The sequence below is a fragment of the Nodosilinea sp. FACHB-131 genome (genome assembly GCF_014695395.1).
In the GTDB taxonomy this organism is placed as follows: domain Bacteria; phylum Cyanobacteriota; class Cyanobacteriia; order Phormidesmidales; family Phormidesmidaceae; genus Nodosilinea.
In genome coordinates this window covers 18024-40890 of sequence record NZ_JACJOF010000030.1, presented here as the reverse complement: position 1 = coordinate 40890, position 22867 = coordinate 18024, and the positions used below count along the sequence as shown (strand labels likewise).

The 22867-nt window shown below is 56.8% G+C and carries 13 protein-coding genes; 8 read left to right on the top strand and 5 right to left on the bottom strand.

Annotated features, from left to right (window positions below; genetic code table 11):
* Positions 1-37: 37 nt before the first annotated feature.
* The 3 genes from H6F75_RS20850 to H6F75_RS20835 form a co-directional block, all read right to left on the bottom strand.
* Complete coding sequence (locus tag H6F75_RS20850; RefSeq protein ID WP_190754374.1) at positions 38-415, bottom strand: hypothetical protein; 378 nt, start codon at positions 413-415, stop codon at positions 38-40.
* A gap of 377 nt (positions 416-792) precedes the next feature.
* On the bottom strand, positions 793-1599 hold the full coding sequence (locus tag H6F75_RS20840) for a DUF429 domain-containing protein (protein WP_190754372.1): 807 nt from the start codon (positions 1597-1599) through the stop codon (positions 793-795).
* Complete coding sequence (locus tag H6F75_RS20835) at positions 1596-2048, bottom strand: cupin domain-containing protein (protein ID WP_190754371.1); 453 nt, start codon at positions 2046-2048, stop codon at positions 1596-1598. Before H6F75_RS20835 ends, H6F75_RS20840 begins: the two co-directional genes overlap by 4 nt.
* 53 nt (positions 2049-2101) lie before the next feature.
* On the opposite strand from H6F75_RS20835, the gene argS reads away from it, so the two are divergent.
* From argS to H6F75_RS20820, 3 genes are all read left to right on the top strand, one after another.
* Positions 2102-3859 carry an arginine--tRNA ligase gene (gene argS, locus H6F75_RS20830; RefSeq protein WP_190754370.1) on the top strand — a complete coding sequence of 586 codons (1758 nt, stop codon included), beginning with the start codon at positions 2102-2104 and terminating at the stop codon, positions 3857-3859.
* A gap of 472 nt (positions 3860-4331) precedes the next feature.
* Complete coding sequence (locus H6F75_RS20825; protein WP_190754369.1) at positions 4332-7520, top strand: MHYT domain-containing protein; 3189 nt, start codon at positions 4332-4334, stop codon at positions 7518-7520.
* A gap of 9 nt (positions 7521-7529) precedes the next feature.
* On the top strand, positions 7530-8714 hold the full coding sequence (locus tag H6F75_RS20820; RefSeq protein WP_190754368.1) for an adenylate/guanylate cyclase domain-containing protein: 1185 nt from the start codon (positions 7530-7532) through the stop codon (positions 8712-8714).
* A 205-nt stretch (positions 8715-8919) separates the two neighbouring features.
* On the opposite strand, the gene H6F75_RS20815 is transcribed toward H6F75_RS20820, so the two are convergent.
* Positions 8920-10566: a CTP synthase gene (locus tag H6F75_RS20815; RefSeq protein WP_190754367.1), complete on the bottom strand. Its 1647-nt coding sequence runs from the start codon at positions 10564-10566 to the stop codon at positions 8920-8922.
* A 96-nt stretch (positions 10567-10662) separates the two neighbouring features.
* Positions 10663-11985, bottom strand: coding sequence for a histidinol dehydrogenase (hisD, locus tag H6F75_RS20810; RefSeq protein WP_190754366.1), 1323 nt, complete (start codon positions 11983-11985; stop codon positions 10663-10665).
* Positions 11986-12209: 224 nt separating this feature from the next.
* Between hisD and rpsT the strand changes: the two genes are divergently transcribed.
* The 5 genes from rpsT (at position 12210) to H6F75_RS20785 (ending at position 22833) form a co-directional block, all read left to right on the top strand.
* The gene (gene rpsT / locus H6F75_RS20805) at positions 12210-12512 is read left to right on the top strand and encodes a 30S ribosomal protein S20 (protein ID WP_190754365.1); all 303 of its coding nucleotides are present in this window, start codon (positions 12210-12212) and stop codon (positions 12510-12512) included.
* A gap of 51 nt (positions 12513-12563) precedes the next feature.
* Positions 12564-13406, top strand: a complete 843-nt coding sequence (locus tag H6F75_RS20800) for a TatD family hydrolase (protein ID WP_190754364.1) — start codon at positions 12564-12566, stop codon at positions 13404-13406.
* Positions 13407-13511: 105 nt separating this feature from the next.
* Positions 13512-16820 carry a DNA-directed RNA polymerase subunit beta gene (gene rpoB / locus H6F75_RS20795; RefSeq protein ID WP_073607786.1) on the top strand — a complete coding sequence of 1103 codons (3309 nt, stop codon included), beginning with the start codon at positions 13512-13514 and terminating at the stop codon, positions 16818-16820.
* A 102-nt stretch (positions 16821-16922) separates the two neighbouring features.
* Complete coding sequence (locus tag H6F75_RS28570; RefSeq protein WP_190754363.1) at positions 16923-18797, top strand: DNA-directed RNA polymerase subunit gamma; 1875 nt, start codon at positions 16923-16925, stop codon at positions 18795-18797.
* Positions 18798-18852: 55 nt separating this feature from the next.
* Positions 18853-22833, top strand: coding sequence for a DNA-directed RNA polymerase subunit beta' (locus tag H6F75_RS20785; RefSeq protein ID WP_190754362.1), 3981 nt, complete (start codon positions 18853-18855; stop codon positions 22831-22833).
* The last annotated feature ends 34 nt before the right edge of the window (positions 22834-22867 follow it).

The following is a 22867-nucleotide window of genomic DNA, read 5'->3' as shown; positions in this document are numbered from 1 at the left end:
ATCTCTTAGCTACAGAACGGGTTACGGCACAATTGCTTCAGGCAACGGCCACAGACTTTGCTGGTTTTATCAACTTACCGTACCGCTCGCAGAAGAACCGTACGCATTCGGGCGCTAGGTCGATCGCAGCTTCATCGTAGGCCCCTGTCTCTGGATTGGGCCAAACTAGGGCGTAGTCTCCTTTGACAAACTGGAATCGTGATTGGTCTTGCAGAGGCAACAACGCTGGGCCAGGGTTTTCTTCAATCAACAGGGGAAAGAAATCTAGCTCATAGATCTCTACATCCAGCAACACTTCAAACCACAGCCTTAGACAGTATTCACCCAGCCATTCAGCCTTTAACAGGCCTTTCTCTTGGGTGTTTTGCCAGTAGGTTTCGTCATTAGCCAGAGCTTGCCAAGCTTGCCACTTCATTGCTTTAACCCACAATTTCAACTGTCTCGTTTTGCCTTGCTCGTTGCCACTGCTCCAGTAGGGCCTCTTCATGGGCTTCTACCCAGGCTTCGATTAACTGCTTTAGCTTTGGGGGTAACTGTTTACTAGACTGCATCCATCGCCGGGATTTGATTTCAAGGCGATAGCTGCCGTAATCGTTCTGATATTTGACATGAATTATGGGGCGGCGCATGGTCGTTGTAGTTCATTAGCACGACCAACAAGCCTTTTTGAAACGGGTGAGATACAGGCGGCATCCTAGGAAGGGCACAAAAATTGTACAAAAAGACAATTTTTTGCGCCTTTGTACAATTCATTGTACTTTCTGACAATTTGGTTAGGCAGCTTTTGATCGCCTAACTTGGCATCTGGACTGGAGCAGGGACGACGATATAACCCTCAGTGCGATCGCCCAGCACCCAATTCCGCTCCATGCCCCAGGTCCACCAGTGAGCGGCCACATAGGCGCAGGTGAGGCTATCGAGCTGGTCTTCTACCGCTTTCAGGGCGGCTCCAGCGAAGGGAATTTTTGGCAAATCGGCTTCTTGTAGCTCTAGGGCAGGCTCTAGGGTGGGCAGCACTGAGAGCTGATACTGCCGCAGTTTCTCTAGCTCAGGGCGGCGCTGGGCCAAGGTGCCCTTTTTGTACTTAAGAATTTTGCTCAGACCAAATAGGTGAACTGTCGCCGGGTGGGGAAATACCTCTAGCTGAAATCGTCCCTCTGGCCGGGGTTGGCTGTGGGGTTGGTGCCGAAAGCCAAGGGATTCGAGCGCTAGACCAAAGGCGAGCAATTTTGCGGCGAAGGGGCGGCCTAGGTTAGCGGGGTAGCAGCCCGCGTCGTAGCGGCCAAAGTGCTTGTGAGCCTGGCGATCGGGGAGGCGCATTCCTGCTTCGTTGGGAATCAGCGTCGGGGCATCTACAGCTACCACTGCGTTGGCCGAGCCTTCAGCCCAGCGGGAGATCCAAGCCAGAATGTCGTCTACCGCTTGCAGGCGATCGAGCGCCACTAGCCGCAGCTTGCCCTCATCCAGGTGCAGACAGCAGAGCCCAGTAGGCCCGCTCTGCCAGCCTAGATCAACTCCAATGAAGCGGTGGTAGGGAGGGCGATACTGGGGCGGATACTCGTTTGAAGTTAGGTTCTCAATGCTAGATAAGTCATTCATTCTGCCAAATCCACATACTCGCGCTGATCGCCTCGCCGATACATACGGGTGTTGACCCTGGAATAATCGCAAATGTCAAACTCCAGCCGCATGCCCCCAACCAGGTACACTAGGTCTTCCGTAAAGGGATTGCTCAGGCTATGAGCCAGCCCGCCAGCAGCAAACCCCATAAAATCACCGGGGCTGACCTCCACGGTCTCGTCACCAATTTCCGCCAGCCCTCGCCCCGAGAGAATGTAGATAAATTCCTCCTCGGCCTGGTGGACGTGGTATTGGGTTGAGTCGTGGCCGGGTTCGACCCGCACCAGGTGAACGCCGATGTGCTCAAACCCGACGGCATCGCCCAGCGACCTGCCGTGGCGGATTGCTCTAGGATTGAGGGGATGGACAAAGGTGGATTCGGGCAGGGCAGCGATCGCAGCAGCGGTCAGTAACGGGTGACGGTGCATAGGCCAATCAACATTTAGGGACTATTTGGAGCGCAACGGGGTTAGAACACACCATGAAGTCTACACTTGCACAACTTACCGCCCGGTTTGACCAGGCTTTGGTCACCGCCTTTGGTGCAGATTTGGCTGGCACCGACCCAATGCTTGTGCCCACCAGCAACCCCAAGTTTGGCGATTATCAAGCCAATTTGGCCATGTCGCTGGCCAAGCCGCTGAAGCAAAAGCCCCGCGACATTGCTATGCAGATTGTCGAAAAGCTTGATGTCAGCGACCTCTGCGAACCGCCCGAAATTGCTGGCCCCGGCTTTATCAACCTGCGCTTCAAAACCGCTTATTTAGAAGATCAACTGCGGGCGATGCAGGCCGACCCACGTCTGGGAGTGGAACCGGTAAAGACGCCCCAAAAAGTAATTGTCGATTTCTCTAGCCCCAATATTGCTAAAGAGATGCACGTCGGGCATTTGCGATCGACCATCATCGGCGACTCCATTGCCCGGGTGCAGGAGTTTATGGGCAACGACGTGCTGCGGCTCAACCACGTGGGCGATTGGGGCACCCAGTTCGGCATGCTGATCACCCACCTGAAAGAAGCTTGTCCCGAGGCGCTGGAAGCGGGTGCCAAAGTCGATATTGGCGATCTGGTAACCTTCTATAAGCAGGCCAAAAAGCGCTTCGATGATGAGGACGACTTTAAAACCCGCTCCCGCGAAGCCGTGGTGGGGTTGCAGTCAGGGGATGAAACCTCTACCAAAGCTTGGCAAGCCCTCTGTGACCAATCCCGCCAGGAATTTCAAAAACTCTACGATCGCCTCAACGTCCAAATCCAAGAGCGCGGCGAATCCTTTTACAATCCTCTGTTGGCGGATGTGGTGAAGGATCTCGAATCCCTCGGCCTGCTGGTGGAAGACCGGGGGGCTAAGGTGGTCTTTGCCGATGGTTTTACCAACAAAGACGGCGACCCACTGCCGCTGATCATCCAGAAAACCGACGGCGGCTACAACTATGCCACCACCGACTTAGCCGCCATCCGCTATCGCACCCAGCAGGACGGGGCCGAGCGGGTGCTCTACGTAGTGGATGCGGGCCAGGGCAACCACTTCGCTCAGGTCTTTCAGGTCGCCGCCAAAGCGGGGTGGATTCCGGCGGGCGTTGAGCTGACCCACGTGCCCTTTGGCGTGGTGCAGGGCGAAGACGGCAAAAAGTTTAAAACCCGCTCTGGCGATACGGTGAAGCTCAAGGATTTGCTGGATGAAGCCGTCAGCCGGGCTCGCGCCGACCTAGAGGCTCGCATTCAAGCCGAAGATCGGCAGGAAACGGAGGACTTTATTCAAGATGTGGCCGAGGCCGTGGGTCTTGGGGCCGTTAAGTACGCCGATCTGAGCCAAAACCGCACCAGCAATTACATCTTTAGCTTTGACAAAATGCTGGCGCTGGCGGGCAACACGGCTCCCTACATGCTTTACGCCTATGTGCGGGTGCAGGGCATTAGCCGCAAGGGCGACATCGACTTCGACCACCTGCCCGCCGAAGCCTGCATTCACCTAGAAGATGACAGCGAGTTTGCCTTAGCCCGGCATCTGCTCCAGCTTGATGAGGTGCTGGGAGAGGTGGCGCAGGATTTATACCCCAACCGCCTTTGCCAATACCTATTTGAGCTGAGCCAAAAGTTCAACCAGTTCTACGATCGCTGCTCAGTGCTCCAGGCCGCAGAACCGCAGCGCACCTCTCGCCTGCTGCTTTGCGATCTGACGGCCAAAACTCTAAAACTGGGCCTATCTCTGCTAGGCATTCGGGTACTAGAGCGCATGTAGCTGAAGCTGGTACTGGTGGCATCTTTCCAAAGAGAGGGGACAAACACTCTAGAAAGTGTTTTCCTCAGGATAAGGGCGGCACAATGAAAAAAATGGGGCATTTATCCTGATACACCTCAGGTTAAAACGTAATTTAATTCTCTATAAGTCAACCGTTGTTTTTCTTTGAAAAAGGCATTACAACCCTTAGATAAGGGAGTTTTAATGCGTTTACCTACTTAGCTGAGGCTCGAACTAGCGAGATTTTGCAATCCCGAAGAAATTGTGATCTTCGACACAAACAGCTGGTGAAAGCACAGTGAGTTCGGGAAAGCTAGAGGTGCATCTAAGGCAATTTCATATTTAGTCTTCGGTTGAAACTACCACGATGGCCTATGCGGTTGTTGGTCATTACAACGCTGGTTTAGTCTGCTTATCTTTTGGGATTGCAATTCTGGCCTCGTACACCACGCTAAGTTTAGGGCAGCAAATCTTGGCCGCAACGGGATGGCGGCAGTGGCTTTGGCTGACAGGTGGTGCCCTGGCAATGGGCACCGGCATTTGGGCTACCCACTTTGTGGCCATGCTGGCTTTAGAGCTGCCGCTGCCAGTCAACTACGATCCGCTCATTACCGCACTCTCGTTGGTATATGCGGTGCTGGCGGCAGGAATGGCCCTGTGGTTGGTCAGCCGCGCGGGCTTTAGCTGGTTGAGCTTGAGTGCGTCGGGCATTGTGATGGGGCTGGCGATCGCCTGGATGCATTACACCGGAATGTCCGCCATGGCCATGCCCGCCCACATTAGCTATCGGTGGCCTCTGGTGGGACTTTCGGTCATCGTCGCCGTCACCGCTTCAACTGTTGCCTTGAGCTTTAGCCTCTGGTCTCGCCGCTACCCCACGCGGGGCGATCGCTGGCCTGCCCACCTAGCTGTGCTCTCTCTGGGGTCGGGGATTGGCGGTCTGCACTACACCGGCATGGCGGGAACGGTGTTTTTGACTAGCCCCAACCGCCTAGAAGCGGCTGGAGTTTTGCCAAATTTAGAGGGACGCTGGCTGGCGGTGGCGGTCGGATTTGGGGTTGGGCTAATTTTGCTGGGCATCCTCATTACCCTAAGAATTAACCAGCGCCTCACTCGACAGCGCCTGCAAAAAGAGGCGTTATCTCACAGTGAACACCGTTTTCGCACCCTAATTCGCGAGATGGGGGTAGGGGCGCTGCTGCTCAATTCCAAGGCCGAAATTCTGGTTAGCAATCGAGCGGCTCAGCAGTTTTTGCTTTTGCCCGCAGCCAATGGTGCTCCGCTGGTGTTTGGTCAAGCGGGGATAATTTACCGCGAAGATGGTACCCCCTTTGCACCCGCCGACCTGCCGGTGCAGCAGGCCATTGCCCACAAGACCCCGATCGGAGACGTGATCATGGGGGTCAGTGCGGCGATCGCCGACCCACCGCGCTGGCTGTTGGTCAACGTTGACCCCCAACTCAACGAGGTCGGCGACATCGAACGGGTGGTCTGCACCTGTAGCGACATCACTATTCAAAAGCAGGCCGAGGACGCTGTGCGGGCGGTAGCCAACCGTGAACAGGCGATCATGCGCATTGTGCAACGCATGCGCCAAACCCTCGATTTAGAAACCATTTTTGCCGCCACTACCCAAGAACTTCAGCAGGCCATCGGCTGCGATCGCGCCTGGATCTACCGTTTCAACGAAAACTGGAGCGGTTCTGTCGTGGCTGAAGCCCTCGCTGACCCCATGGCCCCCTCGACTGTGGCCGATCCAACGACGGGGCATTCGCTCATCGATCGCGATGACTGTGGTGCTCGCCAGATGCAAAATAGCGGCTTTGACGAGGGTTATTTGCTGTTAGAAGACACCTACCTCCAAGAAACCCAGGCCGAAACCTACCGCCAAGACCGCACCTATCACCGCGTTAACGACATCTATGGCGAAGGGTTTGACAGCTGCTATCTGGAGTTTTTAGAGCGCTGGCAGATTCGCGCCTACGTCATCGTGCCGATTTTTGCTGGCAGTCAGCTCTGGGGGTTGCTGGGGGTTTACGCCCACCACCAGGCCCGCACCTGGACTCGCCACGAGGTCAAAATGGTGCTCCAGGTGGGGGCGCAGCTGGGTACCGCCGTACAACAGGCCAACCTGCTGCGCAAAACCCAGCAGCAGGCCCAGGCTCTAGAAATTGCCAAGCGCGCCGCCGATGCCGCGAGCCAGGCCAAGGGTGACTTCCTGGCCAGCATGAGCCATGAGCTGCGCACGCCCCTCAACGCCATTTTAGGCTTTACCCAAATCTTGCATGACGACAACAGCCTCAGCAACGACCACCGCGACTTAATTGCCATCGTGAATCGCAGTGGCAACCATCTGCTGGGGTTAATCAACAATGTGCTGTCCCTAGCAAAAATTGAGGCCAACAAAATCAGCCTCGATGAAGCGGCCTTCGATCTGCACTATCTTCTCCAGTCCGTAGACGACATGCTGCAGCTCAAGGCCGAGGCCAAAGGCATTCGTTTGGAAGTGGTTCAACCGCCGCCGCTGGCCCATCGGCTGTGGGCTGATGAGGGCAAACTGCGGCAAATTCTGATCAACTTGATCAGCAACGCCATTAAATTTACGGCCTTGGGCTGCGTCACCGTGCGATCGCGGCTGCGGGGCAGCGCCTTAATGCTGGATAGCGGCGGCAGTAAAACCCACTGGCTTGAGATCACGGTGCAGGACACCGGAGTTGGCATCGACTCCGACGAGCTTTCCTACCTGTTTCAGCCCTTTGAGCAAACTAAATCGGGTCGGCGCTCCGCCGAGGGCACAGGGCTAGGTCTATCCCTCAGCAACAACTTTGCCCAGCTCATGGGGGGCACCATTGCGGTAACCAGTCTGCCCGGCAAAGGCTCGACGTTTACCCTGAGCATTCCCGTTGGGGCGATTACCACTGCCCTGCTCGAACCCGCCGAGGCAGAACGGACAATTGTGCACCTAGCCCCCGAACAGCCCCACTACCGCATTTTGGTCGCCGACGATGTAGCCGAAAGCCGCCTACTCATGCGCCATTGGTTAGAGGGGGTTGGCTTTGAGGTCCGCGAAGCCAGCCAAGGGGAAGAAGCGATCGAGTTGTGGACAAACTGGCAGCCCCATCTGATTTGCCTCGACATGCGTATGCCCGTACTTGACGGCTATGGTGTAGCCCGCCAGTTGCGCCAGCTGCCCGGTGGCAGTGCCACTGTAATTGTCGCCGTTACCGCTAGCGTGTTTGAAGAGCAGCAGTCAGACTGCATCGTGGCGGGCTGTGATGCTGTGTTGCCCAAGCCCCTCAAGCGCGATCAACTGTTAGAACAAATTGGTTGTAGCCTTGGCCTAATCTACCAGTATGCCGAGGTCGTACAGACCGACGCCAAAACAGCTGTAGTTGGCCCCCTCAGCGTTAATGGACAAGGCTCAGGCAGAGATCAGCGCCCCCTTACCCAAGCCGACTTCAGCTCGCTGGCTCCCGACTGGTTAGCTCAAATTCATCAGGCGGCTCAGGCTGCCAACGATCGGCAGGTTCGTCAGCTGATCGCTCAACTTCCCGCTGAGCAGAAGGTTCTAGCTCAGCGGCTAGACCGCCTGGTTAACGATTTTCGCCTTGATGTCATTATCGACCTGACGGCTGTTTCCACCGCACCCGTTTCCCTGTAGCTTCAACCTATGATTATCGCCAAACCCCACGTCAACGAGGATGTAGACATTCTGTTGGTAGACGATATCCCTGACAATCTGCGGGTGTTGTCAGCCATTCTTGAGATCGAAGGCTACCGCTGTCGCAAGGCCATCAGTGGGGCTTTGGCTCTCAACGCCATCGCCCTAGCTCCTCCCGATCTCATTTTGCTCGACATTACCATGCCCACCATGGATGGCTTTGCCGTGTGTCACCAGCTCAAAGCCGACCCAGCCACCCAGAGCATTCCGGTGATTTTTCTCACGGCTCGCGATGCGGAAGCCGAAAAAGAAAAGGCCTTTCAACTGGGGGCGGCGGATTATATCGTCAAGCCTTTTATGGCCTATGAGGTACTGCTGCGGGTCAAGCATCAGCTGGCCCTGCGTCGCCAGCAGCTGCAGCTAGAGGCTCAAAATCAGCAGCTTCAGGCCGAAATCAAAGAGCGCCTGCTGGCCGAAGCTGAACTGCGTCGCCAGCGCCAGCGCTCCGAAGAACTACTGACCAACGTGCTGCCCTTTCAAATTGCCCAGCGCCTAAAGGAACGGGAGCAGGCGATCGCCGATCAATTCGACGGCGTTACCATTCTGTTCGCGGACATCGTGGACTTTAGCACTGTGGCCGCCAAACTCGCTCCCTGTGAGCTGGTGCAGCTGCTCAATCGCATGTTTTCTCGGTTTGATGAATTGGCCGCTACCTACAAGCTCGAAAAAATCAAAACCATCGGCGATGCTTACATGGTGGCAGCAGGGGTACCCACGCCACGCCCTGATCATGCCCAGGCGATCGCCTGCATGGCCCTCGAGATGCAGACGACGATCCGCGACTTTTGCCGACCCGACGGCCGTCCCTTTGAGCTGCGCATCGGCATCAACTCAGGCAGCGTGGTGGCCGGCGTAATCGGTATTCGCAAGTTTATCTACGACCTCTGGGGCGACACCGTCAATATTGCTAGTTTCATGGAAACCACCGGCGAAGCGGGCAAAATTCAGGTGTCGGAGCTAACCCATACTCACCTTAAAGACCACTTCGCCCTAGAGCCCCGCGGCCCAATCCGCTTGAAAAGCGGCGATAGCATGACCACCTACTGGCTGGCTGGACAAGACCAGAACAGCTCCTGCTGTTCCCCAATTGTTGCCCTAGAATATCCCGCAAGCCAAGCCCTCTGCTGCGGCTAGGGACTGCCCCGCTCCCACACTCACTCTGGTATCCCTAACGCCCAACAGCGAGCTTTGCGGCAGAACGGGTGCGGGCAACTAGCTATCCGCTATTCAAACGCCCTGAATTGAAAACCATAACGCCCTTCTTGGGGGCATTCACACAAAACCGTATGAATACCCCTGGCGACAGCAAGGGGCCGATCGCGCTAGCTAAAGAACAGACTCAACCATCTACAGCCGCCCCAACTTCCAACGGTATTGGGGTATGTGACATGGTGGTTTCTAGGGCAGCATTAACTAACCCTAAAAACAGTGGGTGAGGGGCGCTGGGACGCGACTGAAACTCGGGGTGAAACTGGCTGGCAATAAAGAACGGATGGCTAGGCAGCTCAATGATTTCCACTAGACGACCATCAGGGGAGGTGCCGCTGACCTGATACCCTGATTCTAGAAATAGGTTGCGGTAGGCGTTGTTGAACTCGTAGCGGTGGCGATGGCGCTCGTAGACGACCTCTTCGCCATAGAGACGGCTGGCTAAGGTGTCGGGGACAAGACGGCAGGGGTATAGCCCCAGGCGCATGGTGCCGCCCAAGTCAACCACGTCCTGTTGCTCAGGCAGCAGGCTAATCACCGGATTAGCAGCCTCCGGGGAAAACTCTGAGCTATCGGCACCTTCTAGGTGCGCAACATTGCAGGCCCACTCTACCACTGAGCACTGCATGCCCAGGCACAGCCCCAAAAAGGGAATGCCTCGCTCTCGAGCATACCGAATAGCCTGCACCTTGCCGTCAATGCCCCGAGAGCCAAATCCCCCCGGCACCAAAATGCCGTTGACGCCGCTCAAATGAGCATCTGGGCCGTTGACCTCAATATCTTCGGAGTTGATCCAGCGCACATTAAGGGCAGCCCGATGGGCGATCGCCGCGTGGCGCAAGGCTTCCACCACTGACAAATAGGCATCGTTGAGGCTGACGTACTTGCCAACAATGGCAATATCGACTGGACGACTGGAGCTGTAGAGCCCTTCTACTAGGGTTTCCCACTGGCCTAAGTGGGGCTGACGCTGGTCGAGGGCAAGGATCTTGATAGCCTGATGGGCCAACCCCTCGTGCTCTAACTTGAGGGGTACCTCATAGATGCTGCTGGCATCTTGACAGGTGATCACCGCTTCGGCAGGCACGTCACAGAACTCGGCAATTTTTTCCTTCATCGGCTGGGGCAAGGCGCACTCGCAGCGACACACCAAAATATCAGGCTGGATGCCGATGGAGCGCAGTTCCTTCACCGAGTGCTGGGTGGGCTTGGTCTTGAGTTCTCCCGCCGAGGCAATCCAAGGCACCAGGGTAACGTGCATGTAGAGCACGTCTTGCCGCCCTACGTCCTTGCGAAACTGGCGAATCGCCTCTAAAAAGGGCAGTGACTCAATGTCGCCCACGGTGCCGCCAATCTCAGTAATTACCACATCAGGGGTGGTGTTACGAGCCACCCGATGAATCCGCTCCTTAATCTCGTTGGTGATGTGGGGAATCACCTGCACCGTGCCTCCCTGGTAGTCGCCCCGCCGCTCTCGGTTAATTACCGCCTGGTAGATTGAGCCTGTGGTGACGCTGTTCAATCGCGACATGGCGGTGTCCGTAAAGCGTTCGTAGTGGCCCAGGTCGAGATCGGTCTCAGCCCCGTCTTCGGTAACAAACACCTCCCCATGCTGAAAGGGACTCATGGTGCCGGGGTCAACATTGATATAGGGATCGAGCTTCAGAATGGAAACGGAATAGTCCCGCGACTTGAGCAACCGCCCCAGGCTAGATGCCACAATGCCTTTGCCGATGCTCGACACCACGCCGCCGGTTACAAATACAAACTTCGTCATAGCAGCTCAACCCAGACCCCAGAAGCGTGAACCCGTTAATTGTGCCACAGGCACCAGGCACCCCGCCCATCTTTAATGCTGGAATCGGGTGCGTTGTTAAAGGCTAGGGGCACCGTCGCTGCTGTCAGGCTGCACTCGCCGCTGCACTGAGTCGCCATGGGAGGGTAGCCCTTCGGTTTCAGTCAGCACGGCGATCGCCTCAGCTACTCCCCGCAGCGCCTCCGGCGAATACTGCATCAGGCTAGAGTGCTTCATGAACGTTTCGGTGGATAGGGGCGAGGCATAGCGGGCAGCCCCAGAGGTGGGCAGGGTGTGGTTAGGCCCAGCCAAGTAGTCACCCACCGCTTCCGGGGTCGAGTGCCCTAAAAAGATCGCTCCAGCGTGGCGAACATGCTCCAGCAAGTCCCAGGGTTCGGCTACCTCTAGCTGAAGGTGTTCGGGCGCAAAGCCATTGGAAAGGTCGGCGGCTAGCTCCAGGCTATCAACAACAACTGCCAAACCATAGTTTGCGATCGCCTTCTCGGTTAGCGTCTGGCGCGGATGGCCCAGGAGCTGCCGATCTACCTCAGCTGCGACCGCCTCAGCTAGGGAGGCACTGGTGGTAATCAAAATCGCAGCGGCGATCGGGTCATGTTCGGCCTGAGCCAGCAGGTCGGCTGCCACGTGGGCTGGATTAGCGGTATGGTCAGCAATCACCAATACTTCTGAAGGTCCCGCCAAGGAGTCAATGCCCACTGTCCCAAACACCAGCTTTTTAGCCAGAGTCACGTAGATATTGCCGGGGCCAGTAATCACATCCACCGCCGGGATCGTTTCGGTACCGTAGGCTAGAGCTGCGATCGCCTGAGCTCCTCCAACCCGATAGATCTCCGTGATCCCAGCCTCCTGAGCCGCGACCAATACGGCCGGGTTGACCGTGCCGGTTTTGCTAGGCGGAGTCACCATAACTATTTTGGGTACCCCAGCTACCCGAGCCGGAATAGCGTTCATAATCACGGTGCTCGGATAGGAAGCGCGCCCACCAGGCACGTAGAGCCCAGCTCGGTCGACAGGGGTATAGCGCTTACCGAGTACTACCCCATTGTCCTCAAACCGCACCCAGCTTTGGGGCACTCGCTCACGATGAAAGGACTCCACATTTTTACAGGCCAAGCGAATTGCATCCAGCAGGCCCTTGCTGACCTGTTGGTAGGCAGTATCCAGCTCCGCCCCCGAAAATCGTAACCCCTCAGCAGCCAAAGTAACGCCGTCAAAATCCGCTGTGTACTGCAACAGCGCCTGATCTCCCTGGCGCCGAACCGCATGCAAAATCTCTCGAACTGTTGCTTCCTTGTGAACGACTTGGTCGTCGTGGGTGCGGGCACAGATGCGTTGCAGCTCTGTTCTTGCCTCAGTTAGCTGATGAGTGATGCGGAGCATTACAGCTAGGAATCCCGATAAGCCAGCAAGGTACAGTTGGCCAGGTTGCCCCTCAAAGGGAGATGGAGTGTCCCTGAAAAGCAGTCAACGCCAGCGTTCTAACATCCTAGTCGATCTAAAGACCAATTTGGCACGAAACCAACGCATTCAATCACGTCAATAGCGCTATTAGGTGCTAACATGTTTTATCCAGTCAATATAATCTTGTTAAGCTAGGGCGAACTGTGGCAAACATTAAGTCTGCACTGAAACGAATTGAAGTTGCCGAGCGCAATCGGCTCCATAACCGGTCCTATAAATCGGCGGTTAAAACCCTAACCAAAAATTACCTCGCTGCGGTCGAGGCTCATCAGGCTAACCCTAGCCCCGACTCTCTCAAGCAGGTCGAATCTACTATGGCTGCCGCCTACAGCAAGATCGATAAGGCCGTTAAGCGTGGTGTACTTCACCCCAACACAGGGGCTCGCAAAAAATCCCGTATAGCGCGAGTGCTCAAGGCTCAGGAGGCGGCAGGGGTTGCGTCTTAGGCACCTTTGGGTTGACCTACGCTGCCTGCCGTTTTTGTCGCTGCATTCCCTATGCCTCTGGTTGATACCCACGTACATCTCAACTTTGAATCGTTCGCTGGGGATCTCGACGAACTAACCCAGGCCTGGCGACAGGCCGGGGTTTTGGCTTTGGTGCATTCCTGCGTAGAGCCAGGGGAGTTTTTGGCCATGCAGCGCATCGCCGATCGCATCCCGGAGCTGTTTCTAGCCGTAGGGCTCCATCCTCTCGATATGGACAAGTGGAGTAGTGCTACAGCGGATCAGATTGCTCAGCTAGCGACTTCTGACAGTCGAGTCGTCGCCATCGGCGAGACTGGCCTCGACTTTTTCAAAGCCGATGATGAAGCCGTACAGCGCGAAGCCTTCTGGCAACAGTTGACCATTGCCCATCGCCAAAATCTGCCGGTTATCGTTCACTGTCGAGATGCAGCCTCAGCCACTGCCGAAGTCATTCGAGAGTTTCAGCTCACCGTTGGTTCTGTCACGGGTGTAATGCACTGCTGGGCAGGCACCCCAGAGGAGACCCAAACATTTTTAGATCTGGGCTTCTACATCAGCTTTAGCGGCATCGTTACCTTTAAGAATGCTCATCAAGTCAAGGCTTCAGCCCAAATGGTGCCCAGCGATCGCCTGCTAGTCGAAACCGACTGTCCCTTTCTTACCCCTGAGCCTCGCCGCAAGGAGCGACGCAACCAGCCAGCCTTTGTGTACCATGTGGCAGCTCACCTAGCCGAGCTGCGCCAGGTTGAATTTGAGGCTTTAGCCCAGACCACCACTCATAACGCTGTGACGTTGTTTAACCTACCCAAGTCCCTTGTATTTTCCTCCGCTGATGCCGATACATCTCGTCTTCCAACCCCGGCGGGCGGTTAGCAGTTAGCTTAATCAGGCGAGGCGATTTGTTCGCTGCTGCCTATTGTTCCAGACGCGTCGTTGATCTTGGCCACCTGCACCTGGCCAACCTGCACTAGGAGACCCATGACTGAAACTACCGTTTACCAAGCTCCCCCCAACTTTGTCCTGCCCGACCTGGTAGAAATCCAGCGGTCTAGTTTTCGCTGGTTCCTAGAAGAGGGATTAATCGAAGAGCTGGAAAGCTTTTCTCCTATTACCGACTATACCGGCAAACTTGAACTGCATTTCCTCGGCAAACAGTACAAGCTCAAAAGCCCTAAGTATGACGTCGATGAAGCCAAGCGGCGGGATGCCACCTACGCCGTGCAAATGTATGTGCCTACCCGGCTAATCAACAAGGAGACTGGGGAGATTAAGGAGCAGGAAGTCTTTATTGGTGACCTGCCTTTGATGACCGATCGCGGCACCTTCATCATCAACGGTGCAGAGCGAGTCATCGTTAACCAGATTGTGCGCAGCCCTGGGGTCTACTATAAGGCCGAGACCGACAAAAACGGTCGCCGCACCTACAACGCTAACCTGATCCCCAACCGGGGTGCTTGGCTCAAGTTTGAGACCGACAAAAACGACCTGGTTTGGGTTCGCATTGACAAGACCCGCAAGCTATCGGCTCAGGTGCTGCTCAAGGCGTTGGGGCTAACCGACAACGAGATCTTTGACTCTCTGCGTCACCCCGACTACTTCCAAAAAACCATTGAGAAGGAGGGCCAGTTCAGCGAAGAGGAGGCTCTGCTAGAGCTGTACCGCAAGCTGCGTCCCGGCGAACCGCCCACCGTGGCGGGCGGTGAGCAGCTGCTACACTCGCGATTCTCTGACCCCAAGCGCTATGACCTAGGCCGGGTAGGTCGCTATAAGCTCAACCGCAAGCTGCGCCTCAACGTGCCTGATGCCACTCGGGTGCTGACCCCCACCGACATTCTGTCGGCGATTGACTACCTGATCAATCTCGAATTTGATATCGGTTCCATCGACGACATCGACCACCTAGGTAACCGCCGGGTGCGTTCCGTGGGTGAGCTGCTGCAAAACCAGGTGCGAGTAGGTCTCAACCGCCTAGAGCGCATCATTCGGGAACGCATGACCGTTTCTGACTCAGACTCACTCACCCCAGCATCTCTGGTCAACCCGAAGCCTCTGGTGGCTGCTATCAAGGAGTTCTTTGGCTCTAGCCAGCTCTCCCAGTTTATGGATCAAACCAACCCTCTGGCGGAGTTGACCCACAAGCGACGCATTAGCGCCCTCGGCCCAGGCGGCCTCACCCGGGAGCGGGCTGGTTTTGCCGTGCGGGATATTCACCCCTCCCACTACGGACGTATCTGTCCCATTGAAACTCCGGAAGGTCCTAATGCCGGCCTGATTGGCTCTCTAGCTACCCACGCCCGTGTCAATGAGTTCGGCTTCATTGAGACCCCCTTCTTCAAAGCTGAGAACGGTCGGGTCTTCAAGGACGTCGAGCCCATCTATATGACTGCCGATGAGGAAGACGATCTGCGGGTCGCCCCTGGAGACATTGCCACCGACGAAAACGGCTACATCATTGGCAGCACAATTCCGGTGCGCTATCGCCAAGATTTCACCACCACTGACTCCACTGAGGTGGACTACGTCGCGGTGTCACCCGTACAGATTATCTCTGTGGCTACCTCGCTGATTCCTTTCCTAGAGCACGACGACGCCAACCGGGCGCTGATGGGTTCTAACATGCAGCGCCAGGCCGTGCCTCTGCTTCAGCCTGAACGCCCTTTGGTGGGGACTGGCTTAGAAGCCCAGGCCGCCCGTGACTCGGGCATGGTGATCATCAGCCGCACCGACGGGGAAATTGTCTACCTGGATGCCGATCTGATCAAGGTTCGCGATCCCGAAGGCAACGTCCACGAGTACGAGCTGCAAAAGTACCAGCGCTCTAACCAAGACACCTGTCTGAACCAGCGCCCCATCGTATTCCCTGGGGAAAAGGTGCAGTCGGGCCAGGTGTTGGCTGACGGCTCTGCTACCGAGGGCGGTGAATTGGCGCTAGGGCAAAACGTTTTGGTCGCCTACATGCCTTGGGAGGGCTATAACTACGAGGACGCTATCCTGCTCAGCGAGCGTCTGGTATACGACGACGTCTACACCTCCATTCACGTGGAGAAGTTTGAGATCGAGGCGCGCCAGACAAAGCTTGGCCCCGAGGAAATCACTCGGGAGATTCCCAACGTTGGTGAAGATGCCCTGCGTCAGCTTGACGAAACTGGGATCATTCGCATTGGGGCCTGGGTAGAGTCAGGTGACATTCTGGTGGGTAAGGTCACGCCTAAGGGCGAGTCTGACCAGCCCCCTGAAGAAAAGCTGCTGCGGGCCATCTTTGGTGAAAAAGCTCGAGACGTGCGCGATAACTCTCTGCGAGTGCCCAACGGAGAGAAAGGTCGGGTTGTGGATGTGCGGGTGTTTACCCGAGAGCAGGGCGACGAGCTGCCCCCCGGCGCCAACATGGTGGTGCGGGTCTATGTGGCCCAAAAGCGCAAGATTCAGGTGGGCGACAAGATGGCTGGTCGCCACGGCAACAAGGGAATTATTTCCCGCATTTTGCCCATTGAAGATATGCCCTACCTGCCCGATGGCACTCCCATCGACATTGCCCTCAACCCGCTTGGAGTACCTTCCCGCATGAACGTGGGGCAGGTGTTTGAGTGTCTGCTGGGCTGGGCTGCCGACAACCTTGATTGTCGCTTCAAGGTGATTCCCTTCGACGAGATGTACGGAGAGGAGGCCTCTCGAAACTCTACCCACGGCAAGTTGATGGAAGCGCGAGAAACCAGCGGCAAAGACTGGATCTTCAATCCTGACGACCCCGGCAAAATTGTGCTGCGGGACGGCCGTACCGGGGAAGCTTTTGACAAGGCAATTACCGTCGGTAGAGCCTACATGCTGAAGCTGGTGCACCTAGTTGACGACAAGATCCACGCTCGTTCTACAGGCCCCTACTCTCTGGTGACTCAGCAGCCTCTGGGTGGTAAGGCCCAGCAGGGTGGTCAGCGCTTTGGAGAAATGGAAGTTTGGGCCCTGGAAGCCTTTGGGGCAGCCTACACCCTTCAGGAGTTGCTGACGGTGAAGTCGGACGATATGCAAGGCCGTAATGAGGCGCTCAATGCGATCGTCAAGGGTAAGTCGATTCCTCGGCCGGGTACCCCTGAGTCCTTCAAGGTGCTGATGCGAGAGCTTCAGTCCCTCTGTTTAGACATTGCGGTGCACAAGGTAGAAACTCGGGAAGACGGCACTAGCCGCGATACCGAAGTGGATCTCATGGCCGACGTCAACAGTCGCCGTACCCCTTCTCGCCCCACCTATGAGTCCATCGCCCGGGATGAAGAGCTAGAGGAAGTAGAAGACTAGCCTATCCCTGATCCGACCCCGGAATTGTATCTGACCCAGTTCCGGAGGTCGGCCTAACCTGCATTGATCAGACCGAGCGCGCTTACAAGGAAAATACCCAGCATGGCCAAGCTAGAACAGCGGTTTGACTACGTCAAAATTGGATTAGCCTCCCCAGAACGCATTCGCCAGTGGGGGGAACGCACCCTGCCCAACGGGCAAATTGTGGGTGAGGTGACCAAGCCTGAAACCATTAACTACCGCACTCTTAAACCCGAAATGGACGGGCTGTTCTGTGAGCGCATCTTTGGCCCCGCCAAGGACTGGGAGTGCCACTGTGGTAAGTACAAGCGTGTGCGCCATCGCGGCATTGTCTGTGAGCGCTGCGGTGTAGAGGTGACTGAATCGCGGGTGCGTCGTCACCGCATGGGCTATATCAAGCTGGCTGCTCCGGTAGCCCACGTGTGGTACCTCAAAGGCATTCCCAGCTACATCGCCATTCTGCTCGATATGCCGCTGCGGGACGTGGAGCAGATTGTCTACTTCAACGCCTACGTAGTGCTTGATCCGGGTAACGCTGAGAATCTCAGCTATAAGCAGCTGCTGACAGAAGATCAGTGGATTGAAATTGAAGACCAGCTCTACGACGAAGAGACTGAGCTGGCTGGGGTAGAGGTTGGCATTGGCGCTGAAGCTCTTCAGCGGCTGCTAGAGGATCTGGAATTGGAAACCACAGCGGAAAAGCTGCGGGAAGACATCGCCAATTCTAAGGGCCAGAAGCGGGCCAAGTTGATCAAGCGTCTGCGGGTAATCGACAACTTTATTGCCACAGGTTCTAAGACTGAGTGGATGGTGCTGGACGTGATTCCGGTAATTCCGCCCGATCTGCGGCCGATGGTGCAGTTGGACGGCGGCCGTTTTGCGACCTCTGACCTGAACGACCTGTACCGCCGGGTGATCAACCGCAACAACCGGTTGGCTCGCCTTCAGGAGATTCTGGCTCCTGAAATCATCGTCCGCAACGAAAAGCGGATGTTGCAGGAGGCGGTAGATGCCCTGATTGACAACGGTCGCCGGGGTCGAACCGTGGTGGGGGCTAACAATCGCCCGCTGAAGTCACTCTCCGACATTATCGAAGGTAAGCAGGGGCGCTTCCGACAGAACCTGTTGGGCAAGCGAGTTGATTACTCCGGCCGTTCTGTAATTGTGGTGGGGCCGAAGCTGCAGATTCACCAGTGCGGTCTGCCTCGGGAGATGGCGATCGAGCTATTTCAGCCCTTTGTGATCCATCGGCTGATTCGCCAGGGTCTGGTCAACAACATCAAGGCGGCAAAGAAGCTGATTCAGCACAACGACCCCAGCGTGTGGGACGTGCTGGAAGAGGTGATTGAGAGCCATCCGGTCATGCTCAACCGGGCTCCGACTCTACACCGTTTGGGAATTCAAGCGTTTGAACCCATCCTGGTGGAAGGGCGGGCAATTCAGCTGCACCCGCTAGTGTGTCCGGCTTTTAACGCTGACTTTGACGGTGACCAGATGGCCGTGCACGTGCCGCTGTCCCTTGAGGCGCAGTCGGAGGCCCGTCTGCTGATGCTGGCATCGAACAACGTGCTGTCGCCTGCCACTGGCCAGCCCATTATTACCCCATCCCAGGACATGGTGTTGGGCTGCTACTACCTAACGGCGGAAAACCCCGATGCAACTAAAGGCGAGGGCCACTATTTCGGCAGCATGGAAGACGCCATTATGGCCTTCGAGCAGGGCCTGGTGGATCTGCACGCTAAGGTCTGGCTACGATTTGACGGCGAGGTGGAGTCTGACCAGCCTAAGAACCTTGCCCCAGAGCGGATGGAATCTGAGGATGGCAGCATCACCGAAATCTATCCCGATCGCCGAGTGCGCGTAGACAGCGAAGGCAAATTAATCTCCCAGTACATCAAGACGACTGCCGGCCGCATTATCTACAACAAGGCGGTGCTCGACGCGATCGCAGGCTAGGGGCCACACCACAACACCGACACAGCACGAACATCACTACACAAGGGCGAAACCTATGGCTGAGCAAGGGGCACCTCAAACCTCTCTGACCTTTCGGAACCGGATTATCGATAAGAAGCAGCTCAAAAAGCTGATCTCCTGGTCGTTTACCCACTACGGCACCGCCCGCACGTCCCAGATGGCCGATCGCATCAAAGACTTGGGCTTTAAGTACGCCACCCGGGCTGGGGTCTCCATTAGCGTGGAAGACCTCCAGGTACCCCAGGAGAAGAAGGGCATGCTGGCTGCTGCCGAAGAAGACATTCGCATTACCGAAGAGCGGTACACGCGGGGCGAAATCACTGAAGTAGAGCGTCTCACTAAGGTAATTGACACCTGGAACGACACCAGTGAAGAGCTGAAAGACCAGGTGGTGAAGAACTTCAAGGAAAACAACCCCCTTAACTCGGTATACATGATGGCCTTCTCGGGGGCCCGGGGAAACATCTCCCAGGTGCGCCAGCTAGTGGGTATGCGGGGTCTGATGGCGAACCCTCAAGGGGAAATCATCGACCTGCCCATTAAGACCAACTTTCGCGAAGGGCTGACCGTTACCGAGTACGTGATCTCTTCCTACGGGGCCCGCAAGGGTCTGGTGGATACGGCGCTGCGAACTGCCGACTCAGGCTATCTCACCCGCCGTCTAGTGGACGTCTCCCAGGATGTAATCATCCGGGAGCATGACTGCGGTACGACCCGCGGCATTCCCCTGCGCAGCATGACCGATGGTGAGCGGGTGCTGATTCCTTTGGAGAACCGTCTGCTGGGCCGGGTGGTCGCCGAAGATGTGCCGCATCCTAAAACCGGCGAAGTGCTGTTGGAGAAAGACCATCCCGTGTCTCCAGAGACGGCAGAAATGCTGGCTGAGGCTGGGGTTGAAGGCGTGGTGGTGCGATCGCCCCTCACCTGCGAAGCCACCCGCTCCGTGTGCCGCCTTTGCTACGGCTGGAGCTTGGCCCACTCTGAAATGGTTGACCTAGGCGAAGCCGTGGGCATCATTGCGGCCCAGTCCATCGGTGAACCTGGCACTCAGATGACCATGCGCACCTTCCACACTGGCGGTACCTTTACCGGCGAAGTGGCACCCCGCATCCGGGCCAGCAAGGATGGCACCGTGAAGCTGCCTAAAAATTTGAAGACCCGTGCCTTCCGCACTCGCTACGGCGAAGATGCGTTGATGATCGAGTCGAACGCTGACGTGGTGATCGAGGGCAGCGGCAAGAATAAATCTGAATCGCTGCCCCAGGGCACGATTCTGTTTGTCGATGACGGTGAGACCGTACAAAAGGATCAGCTCCTGGCTGAGCTTCCCTCAGCAGGGCGCACGCGCAAGGTGACCGAGAAGGCTACCAAAGACGTGACCTCTGACCTAGCTGGGGAAGTAAAATTTGCCGGCCTAGTGCAGGAAGAGAAAACTGACCGTCAGGGCAACACCACCCGCTTAGCCCAGCGGGGCGGTCTGCTGTGGGTGCTAGCCGGTGACGTTTACAACCTGCCTCCCAGTGCCGAGCCGGTGGTGCGCAACGGTGACTACGTCAACGCCGATGACACGCTGGCCGAAACCAAACTCACCACTGAACGGGGTGGTTTGGTGCGGTTGCCCGAAGCCGACGATGAAAAAGGCACTCGCGAGGTTGAAATCATCACCGCCTCCGTCATGCTTGACCAAGCCCATGTACGTAAGGAGCAGGGTCAGGGTCGGGAGCACTACTTCATTGAGACCGCCCACGGTCAGCGGTTCTCTCTGATCGCCACGCCGGGGGCCAAGGTCACCAGCGGCCAGGTAATTGCTGAACTCGAAGACGATCGCTTCCACACCCAAACGGGCGGTATCGTCAAGTTCGCCGGGGTCGATGTGGCCAAAAAAGGCAAGGGCAAGCAGGGCTACGAAGTCGTTCAGGGCGGCACCCTGCTGTGGATTCCTGAGGAGGCTCACGAGGTCAACAAAGACATTTCTCTGCTGATGGTGGAAGACGGCCAGTACCTGGAAGCGGGCACTGAAGTCGTTAAAGACATCTTCTGCCAAAACAGCGGTGTGGTCGAAGTTACCCAAAAGAATGACATTCTGCGCGAGATCTTGGTCAAGCCTGGTGACATTCACATGGTGGATGCCCCCGAGGATGTGATGGATCGCGATGGCACTCTGGTCAACGCTGGGGAAGAGGTCATGCCAGGTCTAGTGGCCGATGCCCTGCGCTACATCGAGTATGTCGAAACCCCCGATGGCCCCGCCCTGCTGCTGCGCCCGGTGGAAGAATACGTCGTGCCCAACGAGCCCGCTGTACCCAGCCAGGACAGCGCCGCCGATGCCGCTGGTTCGATCAAGCTGCGCGCCATCCAGCGGATTCCCTTCAAAGATGGGGAGCGGGTGAAATCAGTGGTTGGCGTTGAGCTGCTGCGCACTCAGCTGGTGCTCGACATCGAAGACGAATCCCCCCACGTAGTGGCCGACATTGAGCTGGTACCCGACGACAGCGATGCCGACCTGATGCGCCTGCAAATGGTGGTGCTCGAAACCCAGGTAATTCGCCGTGACGTAGTGGCTGACCAAACCCAGGGCAGCACCGTCACCCGACTGCTGGTGGAAGATGGCCAGCAGATTGAGCCAGGAGCCGTAGTGGCCCGCACCGAAATTCGCTGTAAAGAAGCAGGCGAGGTGCGCGGTATTCGCGAAGGGCAAGAGGCTGTTCGCCGAGTGCTGGTCGTGCGCGAGTCCGACCGCATGAAGGTCGATCTCCAAGGCAAAGAGCCGACGGTAAAGGTGGGCGATCTGGTGGTAGCCGATACTGAGCTAGCCCCTGGTCTGACCCACGAAGAGTCAGGCCAGGTAACCGCCATCGAAGGCGGCCAAATTGCTCTGCGGCTGGCTCGTCCCTACCGGGTGTCTACCGGTGCCGTGCTGCATATTGAAGACGGTGACCTGGTACAGCGGGGTGACAACCTGGTACTCCTGGTGTTTGAGCGGGCTAAAACCGGCGACATCATCCAGGGTCTACCCCGGATTGAGGAACTACTGGAGGCCCGTAAACCCAAGGAGGCCTGTGTGCTGTCTGAGCGCCCCGGCAACGCTCAGGTGGTCTATAGCGATGACGAGACTGTCGAGGTCAAAATCATCGAAGACGATGGCGTGGTGACGGAATATCCGATTAGCCCCGGCCAGAATGTAATTGTCTCCGATGGCCAGCGGGTGAGCACCGCTGAGCACCTCACCGACGGTCCCGCCAACCCCCACCAGATTCTGGAGGTGTTCTTTAAGTACAACCTCAGCCTGGGCATGGGCATTCACGATGCGGCGCTTGGGGCCTTGCAGGAGGTGCAGTCGTTCCTGGTAAACGAGGTGCAGTCGGTGTACCAGTCCCAGGGCATCGACATCTCCGACAAGCACACCGAGGTGATCGTGCGGCAGATGTCGTCGAAGTGCCGCATTGACGACGGCGGTGATACCACCATGCTGCCCGGTGAGCTGGTGGAAATCTACCAGGTGGAGCAGGTGAACGAGGCCATGGCGATCACGGGCGGTGCTCCGGCGGAATACACGCCGGTGCTGCTGGGGATCACGAAAGCTTCGCTGAACACCGATAGCTTCATCTCCGCCGCTAGCTTCCAGGAAACCACCCGAGTGCTGACAGAAGCGGCGATCGAAGGCAAGTCGGACTGGCTGCGCGGCCTGAAGGAGAACGTCATCATCGGTCGTTTGATTCCGGCCGGGACGGGCTATAACGCCTATGAAGAGTCTCCAGCGCCAGAACTTGATCCGGCTTATGAGTCGGCCATTTTGGACGACGACATGGTGCTCCAGGACGTGGTGCTGGATGATTTCACCGCTCGCAGCTATGACCTTGAGGGCAACCTCAGTATGCTCAATGACGATGAAATGATCGGCGGTATGTCGTTGGAAGATGGCACGCCGCGCGGCAACGGTGACTTCCCCGGACTGGGGAGCGGAATTGATGTCGACGATGATCTCTTAATCGACGACCAAACCGAAGCCCTCTAGAACGATTGACCAAAACACCCCGGCTGACCTAAGT

Coding starts and splice junctions, on each gene's coding strand:
- H6F75_RS20850 (WP_190754374.1), bottom strand. CDS start 415: ATGAAGTGGCAAGCTTGGCAAGCTCTGGCTAATGACGAAACCTACTGG.
- H6F75_RS20840 (WP_190754372.1), bottom strand. CDS start 1,599: ATGAATGACTTATCTAGCATTGAGAACCTAACTTCAAACGAGTATCCG.
- H6F75_RS20835 (WP_190754371.1), bottom strand. CDS start 2,048: ATGCACCGTCACCCGTTACTGACCGCTGCTGCGATCGCTGCCCTGCCC.
- argS (WP_190754370.1), top strand. CDS start 2,102: ATGAAGTCTACACTTGCACAACTTACCGCCCGGTTTGACCAGGCTTTG.
- H6F75_RS20820 (WP_190754368.1), top strand. CDS start 7,530: ATGATTATCGCCAAACCCCACGTCAACGAGGATGTAGACATTCTGTTG.
- H6F75_RS20815 (WP_190754367.1), bottom strand. CDS start 10,566: ATGACGAAGTTTGTATTTGTAACCGGCGGCGTGGTGTCGAGCATCGGC.
- hisD (WP_190754366.1), bottom strand. CDS start 11,985: ATGCTCCGCATCACTCATCAGCTAACTGAGGCAAGAACAGAGCTGCAA.
- H6F75_RS20800 (WP_190754364.1), top strand. CDS start 12,564: ATGCCTCTGGTTGATACCCACGTACATCTCAACTTTGAATCGTTCGCT.
- rpoB (WP_073607786.1), top strand. CDS start 13,512: ATGACTGAAACTACCGTTTACCAAGCTCCCCCCAACTTTGTCCTGCCC.
- H6F75_RS28570 (WP_190754363.1), top strand. CDS start 16,923: ATGGCCAAGCTAGAACAGCGGTTTGACTACGTCAAAATTGGATTAGCC.
- H6F75_RS20785 (WP_190754362.1), top strand. CDS start 18,853: ATGGCTGAGCAAGGGGCACCTCAAACCTCTCTGACCTTTCGGAACCGG.